At 61.1% G+C, this 23,605-nt stretch carries 18 protein-coding genes and 4 tRNA genes; 17 read left to right on the top strand and 5 right to left on the bottom strand.

Translation table 11 applies throughout. The features are described 5' to 3' along the window. Window positions 1-3: 3 nt before the first annotated feature. The 5 genes from glp to ACN9MW_RS16520 all read left to right on the top strand — a co-directional run bounded on the left by glp (window position 4) and on the right by ACN9MW_RS16520 (window position 5,148). Window positions 4-1,200, top strand: coding sequence for a gephyrin-like molybdotransferase Glp (glp, locus tag ACN9MW_RS16500; protein WP_426172224.1), 1,197 nt, complete (start codon window positions 4-6; stop codon window positions 1,198-1,200). 1 nt (window position 1,201) lies between these two features. Continuing rightward, window positions 1,202-1,456: a molybdopterin converting factor subunit 1 gene (moaD, locus tag ACN9MW_RS16505; protein WP_426161527.1), complete on the top strand. Its 255-nt coding sequence runs from the start codon at window positions 1,202-1,204 to the stop codon at window positions 1,454-1,456. A 168-nt stretch (window positions 1,457-1,624) separates the two neighbouring features. Further along, the gene (locus ACN9MW_RS16510; protein ID WP_426161528.1) at window positions 1,625-2,443 is read left to right on the top strand and encodes a substrate-binding domain-containing protein; all 819 of its coding nucleotides are present in this window, start codon (window positions 1,625-1,627) and stop codon (window positions 2,441-2,443) included. 4 nt (window positions 2,444-2,447) lie between these two features. Continuing rightward, window positions 2,448-3,791 carry a diguanylate cyclase domain-containing protein gene (locus ACN9MW_RS16515; RefSeq protein ID WP_426161529.1) on the top strand — a complete coding sequence of 448 codons (1,344 nt, stop codon included), beginning with the start codon at window positions 2,448-2,450 and terminating at the stop codon, window positions 3,789-3,791. A gap of 136 nt (window positions 3,792-3,927) precedes the next feature. Continuing rightward, on the top strand, window positions 3,928-5,148 hold the full coding sequence (locus ACN9MW_RS16520) for a TIGR03862 family flavoprotein (RefSeq protein ID WP_426161530.1): 1,221 nt from the start codon (window positions 3,928-3,930) through the stop codon (window positions 5,146-5,148). Here ACN9MW_RS16520 and ACN9MW_RS16525 read toward each other — a convergent pair. The 5 genes from ACN9MW_RS16525 to hpnC all read right to left on the bottom strand — a co-directional run bounded on the left by ACN9MW_RS16525 (window position 5,122) and on the right by hpnC (window position 9,926). After that, a complete protein-coding gene (locus ACN9MW_RS16525; RefSeq protein WP_426161531.1) occupies window positions 5,122-5,937 on the bottom strand; it encodes a head GIN domain-containing protein in 816 nt (271 codons plus the stop codon). The two genes, ACN9MW_RS16520 and ACN9MW_RS16525, sit on opposite strands and share 27 nt — an antisense overlap. 11 nt (window positions 5,938-5,948) lie before the next feature. Further along, complete coding sequence (locus ACN9MW_RS16530) at window positions 5,949-6,731, bottom strand: DUF1700 domain-containing protein (RefSeq protein WP_426161532.1); 783 nt, start codon at window positions 6,729-6,731, stop codon at window positions 5,949-5,951. A gap of 126 nt (window positions 6,732-6,857) precedes the next feature. After that, the gene (gene hpnE, locus ACN9MW_RS16535) at window positions 6,858-8,237 is read right to left on the bottom strand and encodes a hydroxysqualene dehydroxylase HpnE (RefSeq protein WP_426161533.1); all 1,380 of its coding nucleotides are present in this window, start codon (window positions 8,235-8,237) and stop codon (window positions 6,858-6,860) included. Beyond that, window positions 8,230-9,063: a presqualene diphosphate synthase HpnD gene (hpnD, locus tag ACN9MW_RS16540; protein ID WP_426161534.1), complete on the bottom strand. Its 834-nt coding sequence runs from the start codon at window positions 9,061-9,063 to the stop codon at window positions 8,230-8,232. Before hpnD ends, hpnE begins: the two co-directional genes overlap by 8 nt. Window positions 9,064-9,101: 38 nt before the next feature. Further along, complete coding sequence (hpnC, locus tag ACN9MW_RS16545) at window positions 9,102-9,926, bottom strand: squalene synthase HpnC (RefSeq protein WP_426161535.1); 825 nt, start codon at window positions 9,924-9,926, stop codon at window positions 9,102-9,104. 167 nt (window positions 9,927-10,093) lie between these two features. Between hpnC and ACN9MW_RS16550 the strand changes: the two genes are divergently transcribed. The 12 genes from ACN9MW_RS16550 (at window position 10,094) to ACN9MW_RS16605 (ending at window position 23,602) form a co-directional block, all read left to right on the top strand. Further along, window positions 10,094-11,167, top strand: coding sequence for an efflux RND transporter periplasmic adaptor subunit (locus tag ACN9MW_RS16550; protein ID WP_426161536.1), 1,074 nt, complete (start codon window positions 10,094-10,096; stop codon window positions 11,165-11,167). Continuing rightward, window positions 11,164-14,250, top strand: coding sequence for an efflux RND transporter permease subunit (locus ACN9MW_RS16555; protein WP_426161537.1), 3,087 nt, complete (start codon window positions 11,164-11,166; stop codon window positions 14,248-14,250). Before ACN9MW_RS16550 ends, ACN9MW_RS16555 begins: the two co-directional genes overlap by 4 nt. Before the next feature lie 231 nt (window positions 14,251-14,481). Beyond that, a tRNA-Leu gene (locus ACN9MW_RS16560) sits at window positions 14,482-14,568 on the top strand. Between the two features lie 36 nt (window positions 14,569-14,604). Continuing rightward, complete coding sequence (tig, locus tag ACN9MW_RS16565) at window positions 14,605-15,942, top strand: trigger factor (protein ID WP_426161538.1); 1,338 nt, start codon at window positions 14,605-14,607, stop codon at window positions 15,940-15,942. Between the two features lie 141 nt (window positions 15,943-16,083). Beyond that, window positions 16,084-16,701, top strand: coding sequence for an ATP-dependent Clp endopeptidase proteolytic subunit ClpP (gene clpP / locus ACN9MW_RS16570; protein WP_055927915.1), 618 nt, complete (start codon window positions 16,084-16,086; stop codon window positions 16,699-16,701). A gap of 134 nt (window positions 16,702-16,835) precedes the next feature. Further along, entirely contained in the window at window positions 16,836-18,104 is a 1,269-nt protein-coding gene (clpX, locus tag ACN9MW_RS16575; protein ID WP_426161539.1) for an ATP-dependent Clp protease ATP-binding subunit ClpX, read from the top strand. 247 nt (window positions 18,105-18,351) lie between these two features. Further along, window positions 18,352-20,760, top strand: coding sequence for an endopeptidase La (gene lon, locus ACN9MW_RS16580; RefSeq protein ID WP_426161540.1), 2,409 nt, complete (start codon window positions 18,352-18,354; stop codon window positions 20,758-20,760). A 211-nt stretch (window positions 20,761-20,971) separates the two neighbouring features. Beyond that, window positions 20,972-21,244, top strand: a complete 273-nt coding sequence (locus ACN9MW_RS16585; protein WP_055927923.1) for an HU family DNA-binding protein — start codon at window positions 20,972-20,974, stop codon at window positions 21,242-21,244. Window positions 21,245-21,285: 41 nt separating this feature from the next. Then, a tRNA-Val gene (locus tag ACN9MW_RS16590) sits at window positions 21,286-21,361 on the top strand. 35 nt (window positions 21,362-21,396) lie between these two features. Next, a tRNA-Asp gene (locus ACN9MW_RS16595) sits at window positions 21,397-21,473 on the top strand. Window positions 21,474-21,494: 21 nt separating this feature from the next. After that, window positions 21,495-21,571 (top strand) — tRNA-Asp (locus ACN9MW_RS16600). 126 nt (window positions 21,572-21,697) lie between these two features. Next, entirely contained in the window at window positions 21,698-23,602 is a 1,905-nt protein-coding gene (locus tag ACN9MW_RS16605) for a SurA N-terminal domain-containing protein (RefSeq protein ID WP_426161541.1), read from the top strand. Window positions 23,603-23,605 lie beyond the last annotated feature (3 nt).

Genomic DNA, 23,605 nt, shown 5'->3' on the forward strand with positions numbered 1-23,605 from the left:
GCAATGCTCGCCGTACGCGAAGCCCTCGATTTCCTCCTCGCCGCCGCCCGCCCGGTGGCTGGGACCGAGCAGATTCCAACCCTGGAAGCCAACGGCCGCGTGCTCGCGAGCGCCGTGGTGTCCGCCATGAACGTGCCGGGCCACGACAACACGCAGATGGACGGCTATGCGGTGCGCTCCGCCGATTGCGCCAGCGGTGATGCGACGCTGACGGTAACACAGCGTATCCCGGCAGGGCACGTCGGCCAGCCGCTGCTGCCCGGCTGCGCCGCGCGCATTTTTACCGGCGCGCTGATTCCCGAGGGCGCCGATGCTGTGGTCATGCAGGAGCAATGCGAGGCGAAGGACGGCCTGGTGACGATCCGCCACACGCCCAAAGCCGGCGAATGGATCCGCCGTACCGGCGAGGACATCAGCGTTGGCAGCGTGATCCTGGCGGCCGGCACGCGCCTGCGCAGCCAGGAACTCGGCCTTGCCGCCTCGATCGGCATGGCGGAGCTGAACGTGCACCGCAAGCTGCGCGTGGCCGTGTTCTTCACCGGCGACGAGCTGGCGATGCCGGGCGAACCGCTGGCGCCGGGGGCGATCTACAATTCCAACCGCTTCACCCTGCGCGCCCTGCTGGAAAACCTGGGCTGCGAAGTGCGCGATTTCGGCATCGTGCCCGACTCGCTGGAAGCGACGCGCAAGGTCTTGCGCCAGGCAGCCGACGGCAATGACCTGATCATCACCTCCGGTGGCGTGTCGGTCGGCGAAGAGGACCATATCAAGCCGGCTGTCGAAGCCGAGGGCAAGCTGAATATGTGGCAAATCGCCGTCAAGCCCGGTAAGCCGCTGGCATTTGGCGAAGTGGGACAGGCCTTCTTCCTTGGCCTGCCGGGCAATCCGGTATCGAGCTTTGTCACTTTCCTGCTGTTCGTGCGGCCATTCCTGCTGCGCCTGCAGGGCGCAGACGTGCCGGCGCAACCACGCGGCATGCTGGTGCGCGCCGATTTCAGCTGGCCGAAAGCCGACCGGCGCAATGAATTCCTGCGCGCCAAGCTGAACGGGCAAGGCGGCCTGGACCTGTTCCCCAACCAGGGCTCCGCTGTGTTGACCTCGACCGTTTGGGGCGATGGCCTGGTGGACAATCCGCCCGGCAACCCGATCGCGCCAGGCGATGTCGTGCGCTTCATCCCATTCAGTGAACTGATGTATTGATATGCTGATCAACCTTAAATATTTTGCCAGCGTGCGCGAAGCGCTGGGCGGCGGCGAGCAGGTGGTGCTGCCGCCGGGTGCCGAGACGGTCGGCGATGTGCGTGCATGGCTGCTGGCGCGCGGCGAACCGTGGGCAAGCGCCCTGGCCGAGGGCCGCGCCTTGCGCATGGCCTGCAACCAGCGCATGTGCGACGCCGGCACGCGCGTTGCACCGGGCGATGAAGTTGCCTTTTTCCCACCTGTGACAGGCGGTTAAGGCCTATTGCTGTGCCCGCGCAACAGTCGAGTACTGACTGTTGACCAAAAGCATTGTCACGTTATACTTGACCACAGGCGGCCCAAAACCTGCGCCGCGCCTATCACCGCACACATTCCTGTCGCCTCTTCCCTGCGGCTTTTTCCTTTCACTGCAAGGAGAGTCGCAATGGGTTTTGTCTTTGCCGCCCTCGGCCTGAATGGCATCACACGGGGCCACGTTCCCGTCCCGCCGCGCAAGCGTGCGCAAAAGCTCCACATCGCCGGTTCGACCACGATGGGGCCGTTGTTGCAGGAGATCGCCGCCAAGTACCATCTGGCGCACCCTGAGATCGCCGTTGATGTCGAACTGGGCGGGTCGTCGCGTGGCCTGGAAGACGTGCGCTCTGGCCATGCGCATATCGCCATGCTGTCCCGCGCTCTCGCACCGGCGGAACGCGACCTGTACGGCATCCCGATTGCGCGCGACGGCGTTGGCGTCGTGGTGCATGCCAATAACCCGCTGCGGGAGTTGAGCGTGGAAGCACTGCAAGGCATCTTCACCGGCCGCCTGCGGGACTGGCGCGCAGCCGAAGGCAGCCCAGGATCGGTGTACGCGCTGGGCGGGCTGCACGATGGCGCCTCAAGTGCGCTGTTTGCCCGCTTTCTCCGTCAGCCGCTGGAGGCATTCAGCCTGAACGCGGCTGTGGAATCGAATATTGAACGTCTGGCCGTAGTGGCCTCATGCGAGAACGCAATCGCCTACGTCTCGGTCGGTACGGCGGAGCGCGCGATTTCGCAGGGCGTCCCGGTGCGCTTGCTGCCTATTGCCGGCGTGCCAGCCAGTACCGCAACTATCCGCAACGGCAGCTATCCGATCTGCCGCATCCTGACCCTGGCGAGCAGGGATGCGCCAACCGGGGTCGCGAGAAGCTTCTTCTCTTTTTGCCTTTCCGCTCAAGTGAACGGCATCCTGTCGGCATTCGACTTTGTCCCCTACCTGGACTGACGCCATGGAAAACTACATTTTGCTTGGATTGCTCGCTGCATGCGCAGCGGCGGCAACGGTCTGGGGCGTCCTCGCGCGTGAAGACGAGCACCAGCGCGCCAGTGCACAGGCAGACGAACTGCTGCGTGCCAACCAGGCCTTGCGCATGGCCTCGAGCTGCCGTGCGGCGTTGCTGCATGCCAGCAGTGCGGAAGAGATGATGGCGGCCATGTGTCGCGTCATTTCAGCCGAAGGCGCTTACTCGCTGGTCTGGACCGGCCTGTCGATGGCCGGCAGCAGCAAGGATCTGCTGGCCAGTGAGATCCAGGGCACGCCAGCGGGACGCTTTGCGGCGGCTGCTGGTGGATTGCAGCGCGGTTGCGCCTGTGAAGGCATCGCGCTTGATGTGATGGGGGACGGCCAACTCCGGCTGCGCCACGGAACGCCGGCGGAGTACGGTTATCCCAGCGTGCTTGCTTTGCCCTTGGACGGCACCGGTGAAGATGCGTCGCCGACGGGTGTATTGTGCGTGTACTCGATCGATCCCTGCGCCTTCGACGCAGATGAAGTACAGGTTTTGCAGGAACTGGCGGCCGACCTGGCGCTCGGACTCAGGAATATGCACGAAGCACGCAGGCGCCGGGCGGCAGAGCAGGCCTCGGCCAGCCATGCCCACCATGACCCGGCAACAGGCCTGGCCAATCGCGCCATGTTCAATGACCGCCTGCGCCAGGCCCTGGCGGCTGCCGAACGCACCGGCCGCAAAGTGGCGGTACTGGCCCTGACCATGGACCGCTACCGCGGCGTCAAAGCCAGCCTGGGCCCGGAAGCCTGCAGCGCCTTGCTGATGCATGCGGCTTCCGCCATGAAGTCCTGCCTGCGCGAAGGCGATACCGTCGCCCATTTGCTCGGCAACGAATTCGCGGTGATCCTGTCCGACATGGCCAATGATGACGGTGTGCTGCCGGTTGCTGGCAAGCTGCTCGAGGCGATCAAGGCTCCTATGCGCTGGAAGGACAACATCGTCAATACCACCGCCAGCATCGGCGTTGCATTGATGGGCGAGGGTGGCGCTGAGCCCTCAGTCATGCTGCGCTCCGCCAACTCGGCCATGGCGCACGCGGTCGGTCACGGCGGCAATCGTTTCCGTTTCGTCGCACAGGAGATGAACGAGCGCGCCTCGCGCATGTTTGCGCTGGAGGCTGAGCTGCGCAGCGCCCTGGTGCACAATGAAATGGTGGTCCATTACCAGCCGCGGGCGGCGTTGAGCGACGGCAGCCTGGCCGCTGCCGAAGCCCTGGTGCGTTGGCAGCACCCGGTCCGCGGCCTGGTGCCGCCAGCGGAGTTCCTGCCGCTGGCGCGCCGGTGATCCTGAGGCGCGAATGGCTGTGTGACCATTACTGCGACGAGATGCAGGGCTGCTTCGTTGCCCTGCCCATGGCGCCGGAGGACTTTGCTCAACTGCTGGCAGCCGATCGTCCGAGATCGACTACAATGCTGCCCCTATGGAAAGCAATCAATTACAAGGTGTAGCGGTGATCGGCGGCGGGCCGGCGGGCTTGATGGCGGCTGAAGTGTTGGCAGCGGCAGGTGTGCGTGTGGATGTGTATGACGCCATGCCCTCGGTCGGCCGCAAGTTCCTGCTGGCCGGCCGCGGCGGCATGAACCTGACCCATTCCGAGCCTTACGAAGCATTCGTGGCCCGCTATGGCAGCCGTGCCGCTGCCTTGCGCCCGATGCTCGATGCTTTCAAGCCCGACGATCTGCGCGCCTGGGTGCACGGTCTGGGCATCGACACTTTTGTCGGCACCTCAGGCCGGGTCTTTCCTACCGAGATGAAGGCAGCGCCCATGTTGCGCGCCTGGTTGCATCGCCTGCGCCAAAGCGGAGTGCATTTCCACCAGCGCCATCGCTGGCTGGGCTGGACGGAGGAAGGTGGCTTGCGTTTTGAGACGCCGGAAGGCGAGCGCAATGTGCAACATCGTGTGGTATTGCTCGCACTGGGTGGGGCAAGCTGGGCGCGCCTCGGTTCGGATGGCGCCTGGCAGCCCCTGTTGGCCGGGCGCGGCGTCGCAGTTGCGCCGCTGGTGCCGGCCAATTGCGGTTTCGATGCCCGCTGGAGCGCGCATTTCTCGCAGAAGTATGCGGGGCAGCCCCTGACCACCGTGGCCATTGGCGGCCGGAAGGGCCAGATGGTTGTCACCGCGACCGGCGTGGAAGGCAGCCTCGTGTATGCGCTGTCCTCTGGGATCCGCGACCGTATCGCAGCGCATGGCAGTGCGACCATCGAGCTGGACTTGGTGCCGGACTGGCCGCTGGAGCGCTTGCAACAGGAACTGTCGCACCCGCGCGGTTCGCGCTCGATGTCGAGCTTCCTGCAAAGCCGCCTCCACATCAAAGGCGTCAAGACCGGCCTGTTGCACGAAGTTCTGGACAAGGACGCCTTCCATGACCCGATGCGCGTGGCAGCAAGCTTGAAGGCCTTGACAATCACGCTGTATGCGCCGCGCCCGATTGACGAGGCGATCAGCAGTGCTGGTGGCGTGCGATTCGAAGCGCTGGAAGGAACGATGCTGAAGGCAATGCCGGGCGTGTTCGTAGCCGGAGAAATGCTGGACTGGGAAGCGCCGACCGGCGGCTACCTGCTCACGGCCTGTTTCGCCAGCGGCCTGGCCGCCGGCAAGGACATGTTGCGCTACTTAATGCACCCAGCTCACGCCGCCTGAGCCGCTGCGGCTGACGTTGCGTTCGGAAGGGTTGCCAAACACGCGGATATTGCCGGTCCCCTTGACGGTGAGATCGGCCGACTGGCGGGCGAAGACATTGGTGGTGCCGGAGCCCAGCAGGGCCACCACCACTTTGTCCGTCGCCAGGTGCTGGGCGTCCAGGTCGCCGGAACCGGTCACTTCGGCCGTCAACTCCTTGCAGCTGCCGCTGGAAGTAATGGCGCCGGAACCGACCATTTCCAGGGCGACTTTCTCGCCGTGGCCGGTGTTCAGGTTCAGGTCGCCGCTGCCGTGCACGCCGGCTTCCACATTCTTGTAGCGGCCATTGAAGGTCAGGTTGCCCGAGCCTTGCAACTGGATGCTCAGGTGCTCGCCGCTGAAGCCATTGACGTTGCTGTCGCCGCTGCCATTGACCACCAGCTCGTTCAGGGACGGCAGTACCAGCTCGACCTCAATCGGGCGGCGTGGATGCAGCAGCAAGCCCTTGGAACCGATGCGGAGCGTTGCGCCATCCTGTTCGGTGCCGATATTGCCCAGCAGGCGCTGTTCGCCGCGCACCTTCAGGGATGGCACATCGCCCTGTTTCAGGCGCAGGTCGATGGGTCCGACCAGTTCGACATTGGAAATCGTTGCGCTGATTTCGCGCACTTCGGTGCGGGCGGCGCGGCCGGCCACGCTGGTGGGATTGGCGGCGCCCTGGGCGCGCAGCATGCTGTAAGTGACGGCCGTCAGCAGCACCGCCAGCAATGCCATGCCAAAGCCAATCTTGAGCAGGGAACGGATGTTCATTGCGTTTCCTTTCATTGGCCGCGCAGCAGCGCAACGTTCATCTGGATGTAGCGTTTCAAGCCGATCAGCGAGTAGCGCGTGATCACGATGCTTGCCAGGCTCAATGCGATACCGAGCAATACCAGGCCGATGCCGACCGCGGTTTGCGTGGCGCGCGATTCGTTATCGAGGTCGGAGGTGATGCGTACGCCGCCTTCAGCCATGGCTTCCGCGCCTTCCAGCCACTGTTCGGACTTGCTGTCCGCTTCATCCCATTCCTTGCGCAGCCCCGCCGAAGGTTCCTGTAACACTTCGACACCCTGGTCGCTGATCGAAATCCTGGTCTGCATGCGGGCATCAACCTGGTCGCCATCATCGAAGACGACGAGGTGGCGCAACGGGCCCGTGAGGACCAGTTCATTGGCTCCCGCCAGGCCGGTGGCGGTGATGGCGATCCCGCTGATGTAAAAGGCAAAGGCGCTGGCGTAAATCGACACCAGCAAGGCAGAAAAGACCGCGGCCGGGACCACCATGAAGAGGTTGAAGATGCCGAGGCCAATGAGGGAAAACACCATGCGGGCGAGGTTGGCCGGGTTGCGCTTTTGCTCGAATGCGCTGCGGTGGGCGTTGGCGCGCAGGGTCATCGCGATCTTGCGCGGTTCGTCCAGCTCGGCGGCGATTTCTTCTTCAGTCTTGCCGGCGGCCAGGCTGTCGATAAAACGCTGTTCGTAGTAAGCCATCGTCTTGGCCGCCACGTCGGGCGGCAAGCCGGCGAGGGCTTTCTTCAGTGCGTCGAGGTACTCATTCTTGCTCATTGGAAACTCAAGCCTCCTGTTGTTCCATGATTGCACTGTATCGCTGGCACTGGAGGGGCTCGAGCTGTTTACGACAGGATGCAGAAATGGGGGAGCAGGCGAGCAAAACGCGGGACAGGCGGGACATCAAGGTTTCGCCTTCGCGAGCAGGTGCGCCGCCTGGACGCCGCTGCGGACGGCCATCTCGAGGGTGGCGGGGTATTCCCCGGCCGTGTAATCGCCGGCCAGGATCAGCCCTTTTGCCGGCGTTTCGTTGGCTGGGCGCTTGAGGGCAGGCGTGCAGGCGTAGGTGGCGCGCTTTTCCGTGATGACCCTGGACCAGGCCGGATTGCCAAGCTCGGGCCGCGCCAGGTCGGCAGCCAGTTGTGCGGCGATCGCCGCTGCCAGCTCCTCCTGCGGCAGGCTTGCGGCGTCACTTGAGGCGCTGATCACGACGGCGAACAGGCCGGCATGCTTGGCATCGAGCTGGCCGCGATCGAAGACGAACTGGCCCCAGCGCTGGGTTGCCGGATCGTCGATCAGGGCGTAAAACGGGATTGCCAGCCGCGTGTCCGGGGCATATTGCAGGTAGCAGGTCGTGATCGGTTCGGGCTCGAATGCCGCAAGCTGGCTTGCCAGTTCGGCGAATTCCGAAGGATTTACGGCTTCGCTGGCCCCGGCGCGGTGTGCGCTGGCGAGCAGTGCGGCGGTCGCAGTGGGGGAGGTGGCGAGTACGACGCCATCAAACTTGCCGGTCCAGTCGCCGCCAACAGCCGCGCCGCTTGCCTCGACGGTCCAGCCTCCGGCTTCGGAGCCGATGGAAGTGACCTTTGCGCCGAGATGGACGGTGTTGCCCTTGCCTTGCAGCCAGGCGGCGGCGGCATCGGGGAAGAGGGCGGACAGGTCGGCACGGGGAACCAGCATGTCCGATGCTGCCCGTCGTGCGCCGAGGCTGTCGCGCAGCACGGCAAGGAACACCTGCGCGGAAGCACGTTCCGGCGGCGTATTCAGGGCGGCGAGGCACAACGGCCGCCACATCAACGCCACCAGCCTTGGCGTCTGGTCGAAGCGTTCCAGCAACTCGGCCACGCTGCAATCATTGTTCAAGCGCCAATCCATCCAGCGCGCAGTCGTGGTAAAGCGGGCCAGGGCCATCTTGTCCTCGCGCGCCAGGCCTTTCGCCCGCAACAGGGCAATGCCGACATGCAGGGGCGCAGGCAAACGCGGCGCCAGGAAATCCATGCCGCCGCCACCGGGCGGATAGCGCATCTGCAGGGGCAGCGTGAGAACGGCGGAACGCAAATCCACGCCAACCGCACGCATGATGCGAAGCGATTCCGAATAAGCCCCCAGCATGATGTGCTGGCCATTATCCAGTTCACGCCCGTCGAAAGCTACGCGGCGCGCCCGGCCGCCCAGCGAGCGGGCAGCCTCGAAAACGGTCACCTGGTGGCCGGAACGGGCGAGTTCTACGGCGGCGGCGAATCCCGCCCAGCCGCCGCCGGCAACGGCGAAGTGCTTAGCCACGAACCCAGGTCTTCCACGCCAGCCACAGCTTGCGGATAGGCGTAAGGGAAATGCGCTGCTTGAGGACGTGGTAGCCATCCTCCTCGATTTCATTTAACAGGGTGCGGTAAATGGCCGCCATGATCAGGCCCGGGCGCTGGGCGCGGCGGTCTTCCTTCGGCAACAGCGCAAACGCCTCGTCATAAGCCTTCTGGGCACGCGCCACCTGGAATTGCATCAGCTTCGAGAAGTTCTCGGTCTCGCGGGCATTCAACAGGTCCGCGGCAGTTACGTTGAACTGCTGCAGTTCGTTGACAGGCAGGTAAATGCGGCCTTTGCGCGCATCTTCGCCCACGTCACGGATGATATTGGTGAGCTGGAAGGCATGGCCCAGCTTTTCGGCATATTGCAGCGTCTCCGGCCTCGTCACGCCGAAAATCGACGCCGACAGGATGCCGACCACGCTCGCCACATGCCAGCAGTACTTCGTCAGGCCGGCGTAATCGAGATAGCGGGTCTGGTTCAGGTCCATCTCCATGCCGTCGATGATGGCCTGCATATGTTCCTGCTTCAGGTCATACGTCGCAATATGCGGCTGCAAAGCCTGCGTCACCGGGTGGGTCTGCTTGCCCTGATACATCTGGGCGATCTCATTGCGCCACCAGGCCAGCTTGATGCGCGCCAGCGATTCATCGCTGCACTCGTCGACGGTGTCGTCGACTTCGCGGCAAAAGGCGTACAGCGCGGTGATAGCGCGGCGGCGCTCCGGCGGCAGGAACAGGAAGCTGTAGTAGAAACTGGAACCGCTGGCGGCGGCCTTCTGCTGGCAGTATTCGTCGGGGGACATGTTCTTATGGCTTTGGTAATGCTGACAAAGGCGCTATTTTATAGTGAAGACGGCTTCATCCGAAGCGCGCGCCAGAAAACCTTGAACCAGTCGCGCTTTTCAAGCTTGGGCCGACGAAGAAAAACGTCGTAATCGACTTCCTCGATTGCCTCCAGAATACGCAGGCCGCCCTGGACCACCATGCGCAACTCCAGTCCAATGCGGCCTTTCAGGCGGCAAGCCAGCGGCGCGCCCGAAAGTATCAGGGCGCGGGCGCGGTCGACTTCGAATTTCATCATGGCGCGCCACTTCGCCCTGTTGTCGGGGCGTGCCAGGTGGGCTGGCGACAGCGCGTAACGCGCCAGGTCTTCCATCGGAATGTAAATACGCTCCTTATGTTCATCGATGGCGACATCTTGCAGGAAGTTGATGATCTGGAGCGCCGAGCAGATGGCGTCCGACTGGCGGATATTCTCCTCATCGGCCGCGCCGTACAGGTGCAGCATCAGCAGGCCGACCGGATTGGCCGAGCGGGCGCAGTAATCGAGCAGGGAGGCGTAGTCCTGGTAGCGGTGCACCACAATGTCCTGCTTGAAGGCGGAAAGCAGGTCGTAGAAAGGGCGCATGGGCAGCCTGTGCTGCGCGATCACGGATGCCAGCCGTTCGAACATCGGTTCATGGCCGCCTTCGGCGCGCTCGATGCGGCCCAGGGCTTCCTCGTAAGCGGCCAGCCCCGCCAGGCGCTGTTCCGGCGTGGCGTCGCCCTCGTCGGCGATATCGTCGGCGCTGCGGGCGAAGGCGTAAATCGCCTCCACCGCCGGGCGCAAACGGCGCGGCATGAGGATGGAAGCGACAGGGAAATTCTCGTAATGGTCAACGGACATAGAGGTGCTGTTCTAAATTAATGACGCGAAAGTCATTTGCAAGTTCGGTTGACCCGGCTATAATTTTTTTCTTACTAAACGGAAAGTCATTTAGTTCCAAACGGGAAATAATAATGGCAAACATATACACCCGGCAATTGCCAGAGACACCAAAAAGGAATTCCATCGTGTTCGTCGCGAAAAAACTACCCCTGGTTGCAGCCTGCGCCTTGCTGCTTGCAGCCTGCTCGAAAGAAGCCCCCAAGACCGAAGACATCCGGCCCGTGCGCGCCATGGTGCTGCAAAGCTCGGATATCGATGTGAATGCCGAATTCTCCGGCGAAGTCCGTTCGCGCGTCGAATCGCGTCTCGGTTTCCGGGTTGGAGGCAAGATTATCTCCCGCAAAGTGGATGTGGGCAGCGTCGTCAAGCGCGGCCAGGTGCTGATGGATCTCGACCCGCAGGACCTGAAGCTGTCGCAGGCCCAGTCGATGGCGGCCCTGCGCGCTGCTGAAACCACGCGCGACCTGGCCAGTGCCGAATTGAAGCGCTACCAGGAGCTGCGCGAAAAGAATTTCGTCAGCCAGGCCATCCTCGATGCCAAGCTGTCCGCCTACAAGTCGGCGCAGGCCCAGGTGGACTCGGCGCAAGCGGCATATCGCGGCATGTCCAACCAGGCCGGCTACGCGAGCCTTGAATCGGACATCGACGGCGTTGTCACCGCCGTGGATGCGGAAGTAGGGCAAGTCGTATCGCCGGGGACGCCGGTAGTTCGCGTTGCCAAGACCGACGAAAAGGAAATCGTGTTTGGCGTACCGGAAGACAAGGTCGATACTTTGCGCAATATCTCGGACGTGCATGTGCGCCTGTGGGCCAGCCCGGATAAATCGGTGCCGGGCAAGATCCGCGAGATTTCGCCGGTGGCAGACCCGTTCACCCGTACCTACGCCTTCCGCGTCTCGATCCCTGCCAGCCTGGCCGAGGCCAAGCTGGGCATGACCGCCTTGGTGGCTTTCGCCTCGCGCACGCCGCAACCGCAGATCAAGGTGCCGCTGACGGCACTGTTCCATGAAAAGGCGGCGACCTCGGTCTGGGTTGTCGAGAACGGCGTGGTGCGCCTGGTGCCGGTCACGGTGAGCGGGGTATCGGGCAATGACCTGGTGCTGGGCAGCGGCGTCAAGCCCGGCCAGACCGTGGTCACCGCCGGCGTCAACCTGCTGAAGCCGGGCCAGAAAGTGACCATCCTCGGAGCCGCCAAATGAAGGGCTTCAACCTTTCGCGCTGGGCGCTGGAGCACATCCCGCTCACGCGCTACCTGATTGCGGTGCTGCTCCTGGGCGGCATGCTCGCCTACAAGAACCTGGGGCAGGATGAAGATCCGCCGTTTACCTTCCGTTCCATGGTGGTGCAGGCCTTCTGGCCGGGCGCTACCTCGCTGCAGATGGCCGAGCAGGTTACCGACAAGCTGGAAAAGAAGCTGCAGGAAACGCCGTTTGTCCACGAAATCACCAGCTATTCAAAGCCGGGCCAGACACTGATCATTCTCAGCTTGCGCGAGTCGACGCCGCCGAAAGAGGTGGCGCAGGCCTGGTATCAGGTGCGCAAGAAGATCGGCGACATCCGGTCGACGCTGCCGTCGGGCGTGCAAGGACCCGTCTTCAACGATGAATTCGGCGATACCTATGGCTCGATATTCGCACTGTCCGGCGATGGCTTTACCTATGCGGAGTTGAAAGACTACGCGGACCTGGTGCGCCAGCAGCTGCTCGGCGTGAAAAAGGTATCGAAGGTCGAGCTGTTTGGCGTGCAGGATGAGAAGATCAATATCGAGTTCTCGCACAAGAAATTTGCCCAGCTGGGACTGACCATCGAGCAGATTGCCAACCAGATCACCACCCAGAACGTAGTGGAGGCGACCGGCGTCGTGGTGACGCCAACCGACAACCTGCAAGTGCGCGTTTCGGGCGCGCTGCGCACGGTCAAGGACCTGGAAGAACTCGAGCTGCGCGCCAACAACACGACCTTCCGTCTTGGCGACTTCGCGACCATCAAGCGCGAATACCTCGATCCGCCGCGCGACAAGATGCGCTTCAACGGCAAAGAAGTCATCGGCTTGGGCGTGTCGATGGAAAAGGGCGGCAACATTATCCAGATGGGCAAGGACCTGGAAAAGACCGTGAATGCGATGAAGACCAAGCTGCCGGTCGGCATTGAGCTGGAGCGCGTGTCGGACCAGCCGGCCGCTGTCACGGCGTCGGTAGGCGAGTTCCTGCACACGCTGGTCGAGGCGGTGCTGATCGTGCTGGCGGTGAGCTTCGTCTCGCTCGGCCTGCACACCAAGCCCAAGCTGCGCCTCGACGCGCGGCCTGGCCTGGTCGTGGCGCTGACAATCCCGCTGGTGCTGGCGGTGACCTTCCTGTTCATGCGTATCCTGGACATTGACCTGCACAAGATTTCGCTTGGTGCGCTGATCATCGCACTGGGGCTGCTGGTCGACGATGCCATCATTGCGGTTGAAATGATGGTGCGGAAGATGGAAGAGGGCCATTCGAGGCTGGAAGCGGCGACCTTCGCCTATACCTCCACGGCCATGCCGATGCTGACGGGCACCCTGATCACTGTCGCCGGCTTCCTGCCGATCGGGCTTGCCGCATCGGCGGCGGGCGAATACACCTTCTCGCTGTTCTCGGTCAACGCGATTGCGCTGGTGACTTCGTGGATCGTGGCCGTCGTGTTCACGCCTTATATCGGCTACATCCTGCTGAAAGTGAAGCCGCACTCGGAAGGCGGCGGACACCACGAACTGTTTGATACGCCGGGCTACCGCAAGTTCCGCGCCGTCGTGAACTGGTGCGTGGAGTACCGCAAGACCACGATTGTGGCGACGCTGGTCGTGTTCTTCCTCGGCGTGTACGGCTTCAAGTTCATCGAGAAGCAGTTCTTCCCTGACTCCAGCCGCCCTGAACTGATGGTGGAAATGTGGTCGCCGGAAGGCACTGCATTCGCGCAGACCGAGCGCCAGGCGAAGAAATTCGAGGAATTCATCCGCAAGGAGCCAGGCGTGGCAAGCGTGACGACCTACGTCGGCACTGGCAGCCCGCGCTTCTACCTGCCGCTGAACCAGATCTTCCCGCAGACGAACGTCTCGCAGACCGTGGTGCTGGCGAAGGACCTGCATTCGCGCGAAGAGCTGCGCAAGAAGATCAGCAATGTCTTCAAGACCGATTTCCCGGAAGTTCGCGGCCGCGTGCAGTTGCTGCCGAATGGTCCGCCGGTGCCGTACCCGGTGCAGTTCCGCATTACTGGCACCGAGGTTGATGGCGTGCGTTCCATTGCCGACCAGGTGAAGGACATCATGCGTGCCAATCCCAATGCAGTGGGCGTCAACGACAACTGGAACGAGTCGATCAAGGTGCTGCGCCTTGACCTGGACCAGGACAAGATGCGCGCGCTGGGCGTGACTTCGCAAACAGTGATGCGTGCCGCGAACACGATCCTTTCCGGCACGCCGATCGGCCAGTTCCGCGAAGGTATTCGCCTGATCGACATCCAGGTACGCCAGCCGCTGGACGAGCGCAGCACCATTGCGGTCCTGAATGACACCTACATCCCGACCAATAGCGGGCGTTCGGTGCCGATCTCGCAGCTGGCACGCGTGCATTTCGTGTGGGAGCCGGGCGTGGTGTGGCGCGAGGGCAGGGAATGGGCGATCACCGTTCAGTCGGACGTGGTGGAGGGTGTGCAGGGGCCAACCGTGTCGGGCCAGATCAATCCGAAGCTGGACGCACTGCGCGCCAAGCTGCCGCCGGGCTATGAGATCAAGGTCAAGGGCGCCGCCTCGGACAGCAGCGCGGCGGAGGAGTCGATTGCCGCTAACCTGCCGCTGGCCGTGTTCATCATTTTTACCTTGCTGATGCTGCAGCTTCACAGCTTCTCGCGTGCGCTGCTGGTGTTCCTGACCGGGCCGCTCGGCGTGGCGGGTGCGGCGATGGCGCTGCTGGTGATGGGGCGGCCGCTAGGCTTCGTGGCGAACCTGGGCATTATTGCGCTGTTCGGCATGATTATCCGTAACTCGGTGATCCTGGTGGACCAGATCGAGCAGGACATCAAGGCTGGTGTGCCGGCCTGGGATGCGATTGTGGAATCGGCTGTGCGGCGTTGCCGTCCGATTATCCTGACGGCGGCAGCGGCGGCGCTGGCCATGATTCCCTTGTCGCGCTCCGTGTTCTGGGGGCCAATGGCGGTGGCGATCATGGGTGGGTTGATTCTGGCGACTGCGTTGACGTTGCTGTTCTTGCCAGCTTTGTATGCTGCGTGGTTCCGCGTGCCCAGGCCAAACCGGTAAACCGGTGTCAGACCCATGGGGTCTGACACCCGACCTGCGGCTGCCGCGAATCGGTGTCTGACCCTGTGGGTCAGACACCTGGGTTGCCGGTTTTGCCCAAATGTTGCGCAATACGCAAAAAAGCACTACCGCACTCCAGAAACACCGTATAGAATGCCGGGTTGAAGTTGAAAGCCCCGGGCGACCCCGTTTTCACTGTAAGGTCGCCCTTTGCTTTTGTGCAAATATGCCGCGAGGATGGCGAAATTGGTAGACGCACCAGGTTTAGGTCCTGACGCCAGCAATGGTGTGGGGGTTCGAGTCCCCCTCCTCGCACCATAAGTACACTTAAATTTTTATTGGACGATTTTTACAATGGCCACTGCAGTTGAAACCCTGGGCAAACTCGAACGCCGCATGACGATTTCCTTCCCACTGTCGGACGTGCGTTCCGAAGTGGAAAAGCGCCTGAAAGTGCAGGCTCGCTCCGCACGTGCTCCTGGCTTCCGTCCAGGTAAAGTGCCAATGAAGATGGTTGCCGCACAATACGGCTACCAGATCGAAACCGAAGTGCTGAACGACAAAGTCGGCCGCGCTTTCAACGACGCAGCCAACGAAAACCAGCTGCGCGTTGCCGGTTTCCCACGCATCGAGCCAAAACAAGACGCACCAGAGGGCCAACTGTCCTTCGACGCAACCTTCGAAGTGTATCCGGAAGTTGAAGTCGGCGACCTGACCAAGGTTGAGATCGAAACCGTCAAGTCCAACGTGACCGACGTAGAAATCGACAAGACCATCGACATCCTGCGCAAACAGCGCGTGCACTTCCACGTGAAGGGCGAGAAGGGCGAACACGGCGACGGCGGCGAAGCGATCGCTGCTAACGGCGACCGCGTGACGGTCGACTTCGTCGGCTCCATCGACGGCGTTGAGTTCCCAGGCGGTAAAGCTGAAGGCTACCCGTTCGTCCTGGGCGAAGGCCGCATGCTGCCGGAATTCGAAGCCGCTACCGTCGGCCTGAAGGTTGGTGAATCCAAGACCTTCCCGCTGTCGTTCCCAGAGGACTACCATGGCAAGGACGTGGCTGGCAAGACCGCCGAGTTCACCATCACCCTGAAGAACCTGGAATGGGCGCACCTGCCGGAAGTCGATGCCGAGTTCGCCAAGTCCCTGGGCGTGGCTGACGGCGACCTGGCCAAAATGCGCGAAGACATCAAGGTGAACCTGGAGCGCGAAGTTGCAGGCCGCGTCAAGGCTCGCAACAAAGAAGCCGTGATGGACACCCTGGTGAAGACCGCGACCCTGGAAGTGCCGCAGTCGCTGATCGCGCAAGACACCGAGCGCCTGGCTGAAATGACCCGCCAGGACATGGCCCAGCGCGGCATGAACGTAAAAGATGTACCATTCCCTCCAGAGCTGTTCAAGGACAAGGCTGAGCGTCGCGTACGCCTGGGCCTGATCCTGTCCAAGCTGGTGGGCGACCAGAACCTTCAGGCTACCCCTGACCAGGTGAAGGCACAGATCGAAGACTTCGCACAAAGCTACGAAGATCCACGCGAAGTGCTGAAGTACTACTACTCCGATCGCCGCCGCCTGGCTGAAGTCGAAGCTCTTGTATTGGAAGAAAACGTCGTTACTTACGTCCTGGGCCTGTGCAAGAACGTCTCGAAAGAAATTCCTTTCGACGAACTCATGGGAAGCGTACAAGCTTAATAGCTTGGTTAACCGCCAAACCGGTAACCCGGGGTCAGACCCACAGGGTCAGATCCCAGCAACGCGGCAGTCGCCGACCGGGGTCTGACCCTTGGGTCTGACCCCGTTTTTATTGGTTTGGCAGCAAAACAAGGAATTGGAATGAATCGTAATCCCGCACTCGATACGGAAATGCTCGGCCTGGTGCCGATGGTGATCGAACAAAGCGGCCGCGGTGAGCGCTCGTACGATATCTACTCGCGCCTGCTGAAGGAACGCGTGATCTTCATGGTCGGTCCGGTCAACGACCAGATGGCCAACCTGATTGTCGCCCAGCTGCTGTTCCTGGAAAGCGAAAATCCTGACAAGGACATCTCGCTGTACATCAATTCCCCGGGCGGTTCCGTCTCCGCGGGCCTGGCGATCTTCGACACCATGCAGTTCATCAAGCCTGACGTGTCGACCCTGTGCACCGGCATGGCCGCCTCGATGGGCGCCTTCCTGCTGGCCGCAGGCGCCAAGGGCAAGCGTTTCTCGCTGCCGAACAGCCGCATCATGATCCACCAGCCGTCCGGTGGCTCGCAAGGCATGGCGTCGGACATCGAGATCCAGGCCAAAGAGATCCTCTACCTGCGCCATCGCCTGAACAGCATCATGGCTGAGCGCACCGGTCAGTCGATCGAGCAAATCGCCAAGGATACCGACCGCGACCGCTTCATGTCTTCGGACGAAGCAGCGGAATATGGCCTGATCGACAAAGTCTTGACCAGTCGCGCATAAGCGTCCTTGCAAGTCGACGCCCGGACGCTACAACGTTCGGGCGTTTTGCTTTTATTTCGGGTAGCATGTGGTTGTGCGCAGGATTTCTTGCTTGTGCGCACGGTAAACTTGCACCAAAACTAAAGATTAGTCCCATGTCAGAGAAAAAATCCTCCAGCGGTGAAAAACTCCTTTACTGCTCGTTCTGCGGCAAAAGCCAGCACGAGGTGAAGAAGCTGATTGCCGGCCCGTCCGTCTTCATCTGCGATGAATGCATTGACCTGTGCAATGACATCATCCGCGACGAGACGTCCAGCATCGAATCTGTCACGGGCGCGAAATCGGACCTGCCAACCCCGCAGGAAATCACCGATCTGCTGAACCAGTACGTGATCGGCCAGTCGACTGCCAAGCGCATCCTGTCCGTGGCCGTGTACAACCATTACAAGCGCCTGAAGCACCTGGGCAAGAAGGACGACGTCGAGCTGGCCAAGTCCAACATCCTGCTGGTGGGCCCGACCGGCTCCGGCAAGACCCTGCTGGCCCAGACCCTGGCGCGCATGCTCAATGTGCCGTTCGTGATCGCCGACGCCACCACCCTGACCGAAGCCGGTTATGTGGGCGAAGACGTGGAAAACATCATCCAGAAGCTGCTGCAGAGCTGCAACTACGATGTGGAAAAAGCACAGCGCGGCATCGTCTACATTGACGAAATCGACAAGATTTCCCGCAAGTCCGACAACCCATCGATCACCCGCGACGTATCGGGCGAGGGTGTGCAGCAGGCGCTGCTGAAGTTGATCGAAGGCACCATGGCTTCCGTGCCTCCGCAGGGCGGCCGCAAGCATCCCAACCAGGACTTCGTGCAGATCGACACCACCAACATCATGTTCATCTGCGGCGGCGCCTTTGATGGCCTGGCCAAGATCATTTCCAACCGTTCCGAAAAGTCCGGTATCGGCTTTGCCGCGGAAGTGAAGAGCAAGGAACAGCGCTCGAACAGCGACCTGATGATGGACGCGGAGCCGGAAGACCTGATCAAGTTCGGCCTGATCCCTGAGCTGGTGGGCCGCCTGCCGGTCGTGGCAACCCTGGCCGAGCTGACTGAAGAGGCCCTGATCGAGATCCTGGTCGAGCCGAAGAACGCGCTGGTCAAGCAGTACTCCAAGCTGTTGGAAATGGAAGGCGCGGAACTGGAAATCCGTCCTGCCGCCTTGCACGCCATCGCCCGCAAGGCGCTGGCCCGCAAGACCGGCGCCCGCGGCCTGCGTTCGATCCTGGAACACGCCCTGCTGGACATTATGTTCGACCTGCCAAACCAAACGAACGTCACCAAAGTCGTAATTGATGAAAATACGATCACCAGTGGCGCAAAACCCCTCCTGATTTATCAGGAAACCCCAAAAGCAGCAGGGGAAAACTAAATAGGGTTTTGAATCCCTGAGGCAAGGCGTTACAATCGGTCTCAATAACCATAACGCCGGCTTCAGTCGAAAAGCCACTCGCGATCACCTGTCGCGCGTGGCTTTTTTTGTTCCAAAAATGGCTTTATTGCGGCGTTTAGTTAGAGTAAAACTGCATTTTCTCAAAGCAAATATAATTGCAGCATAGGGCTTGTGAATTGGCCGCTGGGGCCTATATCAGAACCAAGCTTTTAAAATAAGGTACGCCATGACAACTACCAAATTAACTGAGCAAACTCAACTGCCTCTGTTGCCACTGCGTGATGTCGTTGTCTTCCCGCACATGGTAATTCCGTTGTTCGTTGGCCGACCAAAGTCCATCAAGGCGCTCGAAGCTGCCATGGAGCAGGGCAAGAGCATCATGCTGGCAGCACAGAAAGCCGCTGCCAAGGACGAACCTTCGCCATCGGATATCTATGAAATCGGCTGCGTGGCCAACATCCTGCAGATGTTGAAGCTGCCTGACGGCACCGTGAAGGTGCTGGTCGAGGGCGCCCAGCGTGCACGCATCAAGAAGATCACCGATAGCCCAACCCATTTCATTGCCGACCTGATGCCGCTCGAATCCGAGCAGGGCGATGAGTCGGAGATCGAGGCCATGCGCCGCGCGATCGTCCAGCAGTTCGACCAGTACGTCAAACTGAACAAGAAAATCCCGCCTGAGATCCTGGCTTCGCTGTCGGGCATCGACGACGCCGGCCGCCTGGCCGACACCGTGGCTGCGCACCTGCCGCTCAAGCTTGAGCAGAAGCAGGTGATCCTGGAAATCATCGAAGTCTCGAAGCGCCTGGAGCACCTGCTTGGCCAGCTGGAAGGCGAGCTCGATATCCTGCAGGTGGAAAAGCGCATCCGTGGCCGCGTCAAGCGCCAGATGGAGAAGTCGCAGCGCGAGTACTACCTGAACGAACAGGTCAAAGCCATCCAGAAGGAGCTCGGCGAGGGCGAAGAGGGCGCCGATATCGACGAACTCGAGAAGAAAGTCGCCGCCGCCAAGATGCCGAAGGAAGCGCTGGAAAAGGCGCAGGCCGAGCTGAAGAAGCTGAAGCTGATGTCGCCGATGTCGGCTGAAGCGACCGTGGTGCGCAACTATATCGACACCCTGGTGTCGCTGCCATGGAAGAAGAAGTCCAAGGTCAACAACGACCTGGCCAACGCTGAGAAAGTGCTCGATCACGACCACTACGGCCTGGAAAAAATCAAGGAACGCATCGTCGAGTACCTGGCAGTCCAGCAGCGCGTGGACAAGCTGAAGGCACCGATCCTGTGCTTCGTCGGTCCTCCAGGCGTGGGTAAAACCTCGCTGGGCCAGTCGATCGCCAAGGCCACCAACCGCAAATACGTGCGCATGGCGCTGGGCGGTGTGCGCGACGAAGCCGAGATCCGCGGCCACCGCCGTACCTACATCGGTTCCATGCCGGGCAAGGTGCTGCAGTCGCTGGCGAAAGTCGGCGTGCGCAATCCGCTGTTCCTGCTGGACGAGATCGACAAGATGGGTGCGGATTTCCGCGGCGATCCATCGTCGGCCCTGTTGGAGGTGCTGGATCCTGAACAGAACCACACTTTCTCGGACCACTACATCGAAGTCGACTTCGACCTGTCCGACGTGATGTTCGTGGCGACTTCGAACTCGTACAATATTCCGCCGGCCTTGCTGGATCGCATGGAGGTGATCCGCCTGTCCGGCTACACGGAAGACGAGAAGACCAACATCTCCTTGCGCTACCTGTTGCCGAAGCAGGTGAAGAACAACGGCCTGAAAGACGAAGAAATCTCCGTCAGCGAAGCAGCGGTGCGCGACATCATCCGCTACTACACCCGTGAAGCGGGCGTGCGTTCGCTGGAGCGTGAAATCTCCAAGATCTGCCGCAAGGTCGTGAAGATGCTGCTGCTGAAGAAGTCGGACAAGAAGGTCAGCGTCACGCCGAAAAACCTGGACAAGTTCCTGGGCGTGCGCCGTTACGACTTCGGTGTCGCCGAGAAAACCAACCAGGTGGGGCAGGTGGTCGGCCTGGCCTGGACCGAAGTGGGCGGCGACCTGCTGACCATCGAATCGGTTGGCATGCCTGGCAAGGGCAATGTGATCCGCACCGGTACTTTGGGCGACGTGATGAAAGAGTCGATCGAGGCAGCCCGCACCGTGGTGCGCAGCCGCGCTTCGCGCCTCGGCATCAAGAATGAAGTGTTCGAGAAGCAGGACATCCACATCCACGTGCCGGAAGGCGCGACGCCGAAGGATGGTCCATCGGCAGGTATTGCAATGACCACGGCGATGGTGTCGACCTTTACCGGCATTCCGGTCCGTGCGGACGTGGCGATGACCGGCGAGATCACGCTGCGCGGCGAAGTGCTGCCGATCGGCGGATTGAAAGAAAAACTGCTGGCAGCGCATCGCGGCGGCATCAAGACCGTGCTGATTCCTGAGCAGAACGTGAAGGACCTGGCCGAGATTCCGGACAATGTGAAGAACAAGCTGGAAATCGTCCCTGTGCGCTGGATCGACAAGGTGCTGGAAGTCGCGCTGGAACGCCAGCCGGAGCCGATCGTGGAAGCGGCCGCGCCGGTTGAAGTACCGGCAGTCGCAGCGACCGCCGACGGAAGTGAAGTAGTTAAACATTAAACCGGAGGGCCAGTGTCTGACCCAATGGGTCAGACACTGGTTTGCCGGTTTTGCCGGTAAAAAAGGGCGCCAGAAATGGCGCCCTTTTCATTTCTACCCTTGACACAGTGCAACCCCGACCTGTCTAATACGGCCCTGAGATTTTTATACGCTTCAAAACGCGGCATAAAAAACGGTATAAACGATATAAACCTTTGTGACGGGGACTGTAATGAACAAGACCGAACTGATCGACCACATCGCGACTTCCGCTGACATCTCCAAGGCCGCTGCTGCACGCGCCCTGGATGCTGTGATCGATGGCGTAACCACCACCCTGGCCAAGAACGACAGCGTCACCCTGGTTGGCTTTGGCACCTTCTCCGTGAGCGAGCGCGCAGCCCGTACCGGCCGCAACCCACGCACCAAGGAAGAGATCAAGATCGACGCAGCAAAAGTTCCTAAATTTAAAGCTGGTAAAGCGTTGAAAGACGCTGTACAATAATGGCCTTCGGTAAGCAGTGATGCTTACCGGGCAGTTTAAGCGGGCGTTTAGCTCAGTTGGTAGAGCGGATCCCTTACAAGGATTAGGTCGGGAGTTCGACCCTCTCAACGCCCACCACTTAAACAAAACGTAGTACCTGTGTTGTGAATGCTGGAGCGGTAGTTCAGTTGGTTAGAATACCGGCCTGTCACGCCGGGGGTCGCGGGTTCGAGCCCCGTCCGCTCCGCCAGCAAACGCACACACACTACCTGGAGCGGTAGTTCAGTTGGTTAGAATACCGGCCTGTCACGCCGGGGGTCGCGGGTTCGAGCCCCGTCCGCTCCGCCAGAATCCCGAGAAAGCCCCACCAGTCCAAAAGACGGTGGGGCTTTTTTACATATTGCACCATCAGCAACTGCCCTGTAAAATCGCGCGAGCAGTTTTAAAGCCTCCACTCTAGGAAACCACGCTGACATGTTTGATTTCGTACGTACGCATCAAAAGCTGATGCAGATTATCCTGGCGCTCCTGATCGTGCCGTCGTTTGTGCTGGTCGGCGTGAGCGGCGTCAAGCTGTTCGGCGAAGACGCGAACACCATCGCTAAAGTCGCGGGCTATCCGCTGACCCAGCAGGAATGGGAAAATGCCCAGCGCCGCCAACTGGACCAGATGCGCCAGCAAATGGGCAAGAATTTTGACCAGAAGGCCTTTGACACTCCTGAGTTCAAGCAGAACGTCCTGGACCAGCTGATCGCCCAGCGTGCCGTGAACGCGGAAATCCGCAGCGCCCATCTGACCACCAGCGAGCAGAAAGTCCAGGAAGCGATCAGTACGCAGCTGCCAATGCTGTTCAAGGCCGATGGCACTTTCGACAAGGAGCAATACCTGCAGATCCTGGCTGCGCAAGGCATGAACGCCGGCATGCACCAGGAGCAGGTTCGTCACGACCTGGCGCTGCAACAGGTGGCCAATGGCGTGGAATTGAGCGGCTTTGTTCCACGCACTGTCTCCAAGGCGATTTCCGATTTCGGCTCGCAAGAGCGTGAAGTGCAGGAGATGGCCCTGCCAGTCTCGCAATTCCTGCCGAACGTGAAGGTTACCGACGACATGGTGAAGGCCTTCTACGATAAGAACGCCAAGCTGTTCGAGATTCCTGAGTCGGCCAAGATCGAGTACGTCGTGCTGAACACCGATGCCGTGGCTGCACAAGCTGCCGTAAGCGACCAGGAAGTGGCCAGCTACTACGAATCGAACAAGAAGCGCTTCACGAGCGAAGAAGCGCGCCGCGCGTCGCACATCCTGATCAAGGGCGAAGGCGACAAGGCAGCCGCGAAAGCCAAGGCCGAAGCAGTGCTGGCCGAAGTGCGCAAGAATCCAGGCGATTTCGCCAAGATCGCCAAGGCCAAGTCGGATGACCCGGGCTCCGCAGCCCAGGGCGGCGACCTGGACGTGCTGGTGAAGGGTTCTTTCGTCAAGCCGGTCGAAGATGCAATCCTGAAGCTGAAGCAAGGCGAAATCAGCGACCTGGTCGAATCCGATTTTGGCTATCACATCATCACCGTTACGGAGCTGAAGCCGGCGCACCTGAAGCCGCTGGATGAAGTGAAGGGCGACATCGCTGCGGAAATCAAGAAGCAGAAAGCCGCCAAGCTGTACTCGGAGATGTCCGAGCAGTTCACCGATACCGTGTTTTCGGATTTCGAAAGCCTGAAGCCGGTTGCCGACAAGCTGAAGCTGAAGATCGAAACCATGGAAGGCGTTCGCCGCCAGCCTAACCCGATCCTGGGCGCGGCTCCTTTCAACAACGCCAAATTCCTGGCCGCACTGTTCTCCGACGATTCGCTGAAGAACAAGCGCAATACCGAAGCGGTTGAAGTCGCACCGCAAACCCTGGTTTCCGGTCGCATCGTCGAATTCAAGCCTGCTGCCAAGAAGCCGCTGGCTGAAGTCGAAGCTGCAATCAAACAGCAGGTCGCGCTGGAAGAGGCTGTGAAAGCTGCGAAGAAGGCTGGCGAAGAAAAGCTGGCAGCAGCCAGGAAGTCCGGTGACGCTGCTGGTTTCGGCGAGGCGAAGACGATCTCCCGCGCCAAGGCAGACGGCATCAACCCGGCTGCCGTAGCAGCGGTGATGAAGGCCGATGCCGCCAAGCTGCCAGCCTACGTTGGCGTGGAAATCCCTGGCCAGGGCTACGGCGTGTACCGCATCAACAAGGTCGGCCAGCCGGCTGAGCAGGATGCTGCCCGCCGCGAACAAGAAGGCCAGCGCATCAACCAGATCGTCGCGCAACAAGAGATGACAGGCTACATCGACGCGCTGAAGCAGAAGGCCAAGGTCAAGATCCTGCACCCGGTCGCAACGATCAAGAAGCAAGCCGAATAAGCA

Origin of the sequence: Pseudoduganella sp. R-34, assembly GCF_049904655.1 — a bacterium.
Classification (GTDB): domain Bacteria; phylum Pseudomonadota; class Gammaproteobacteria; order Burkholderiales; family Burkholderiaceae_D; genus Rugamonas.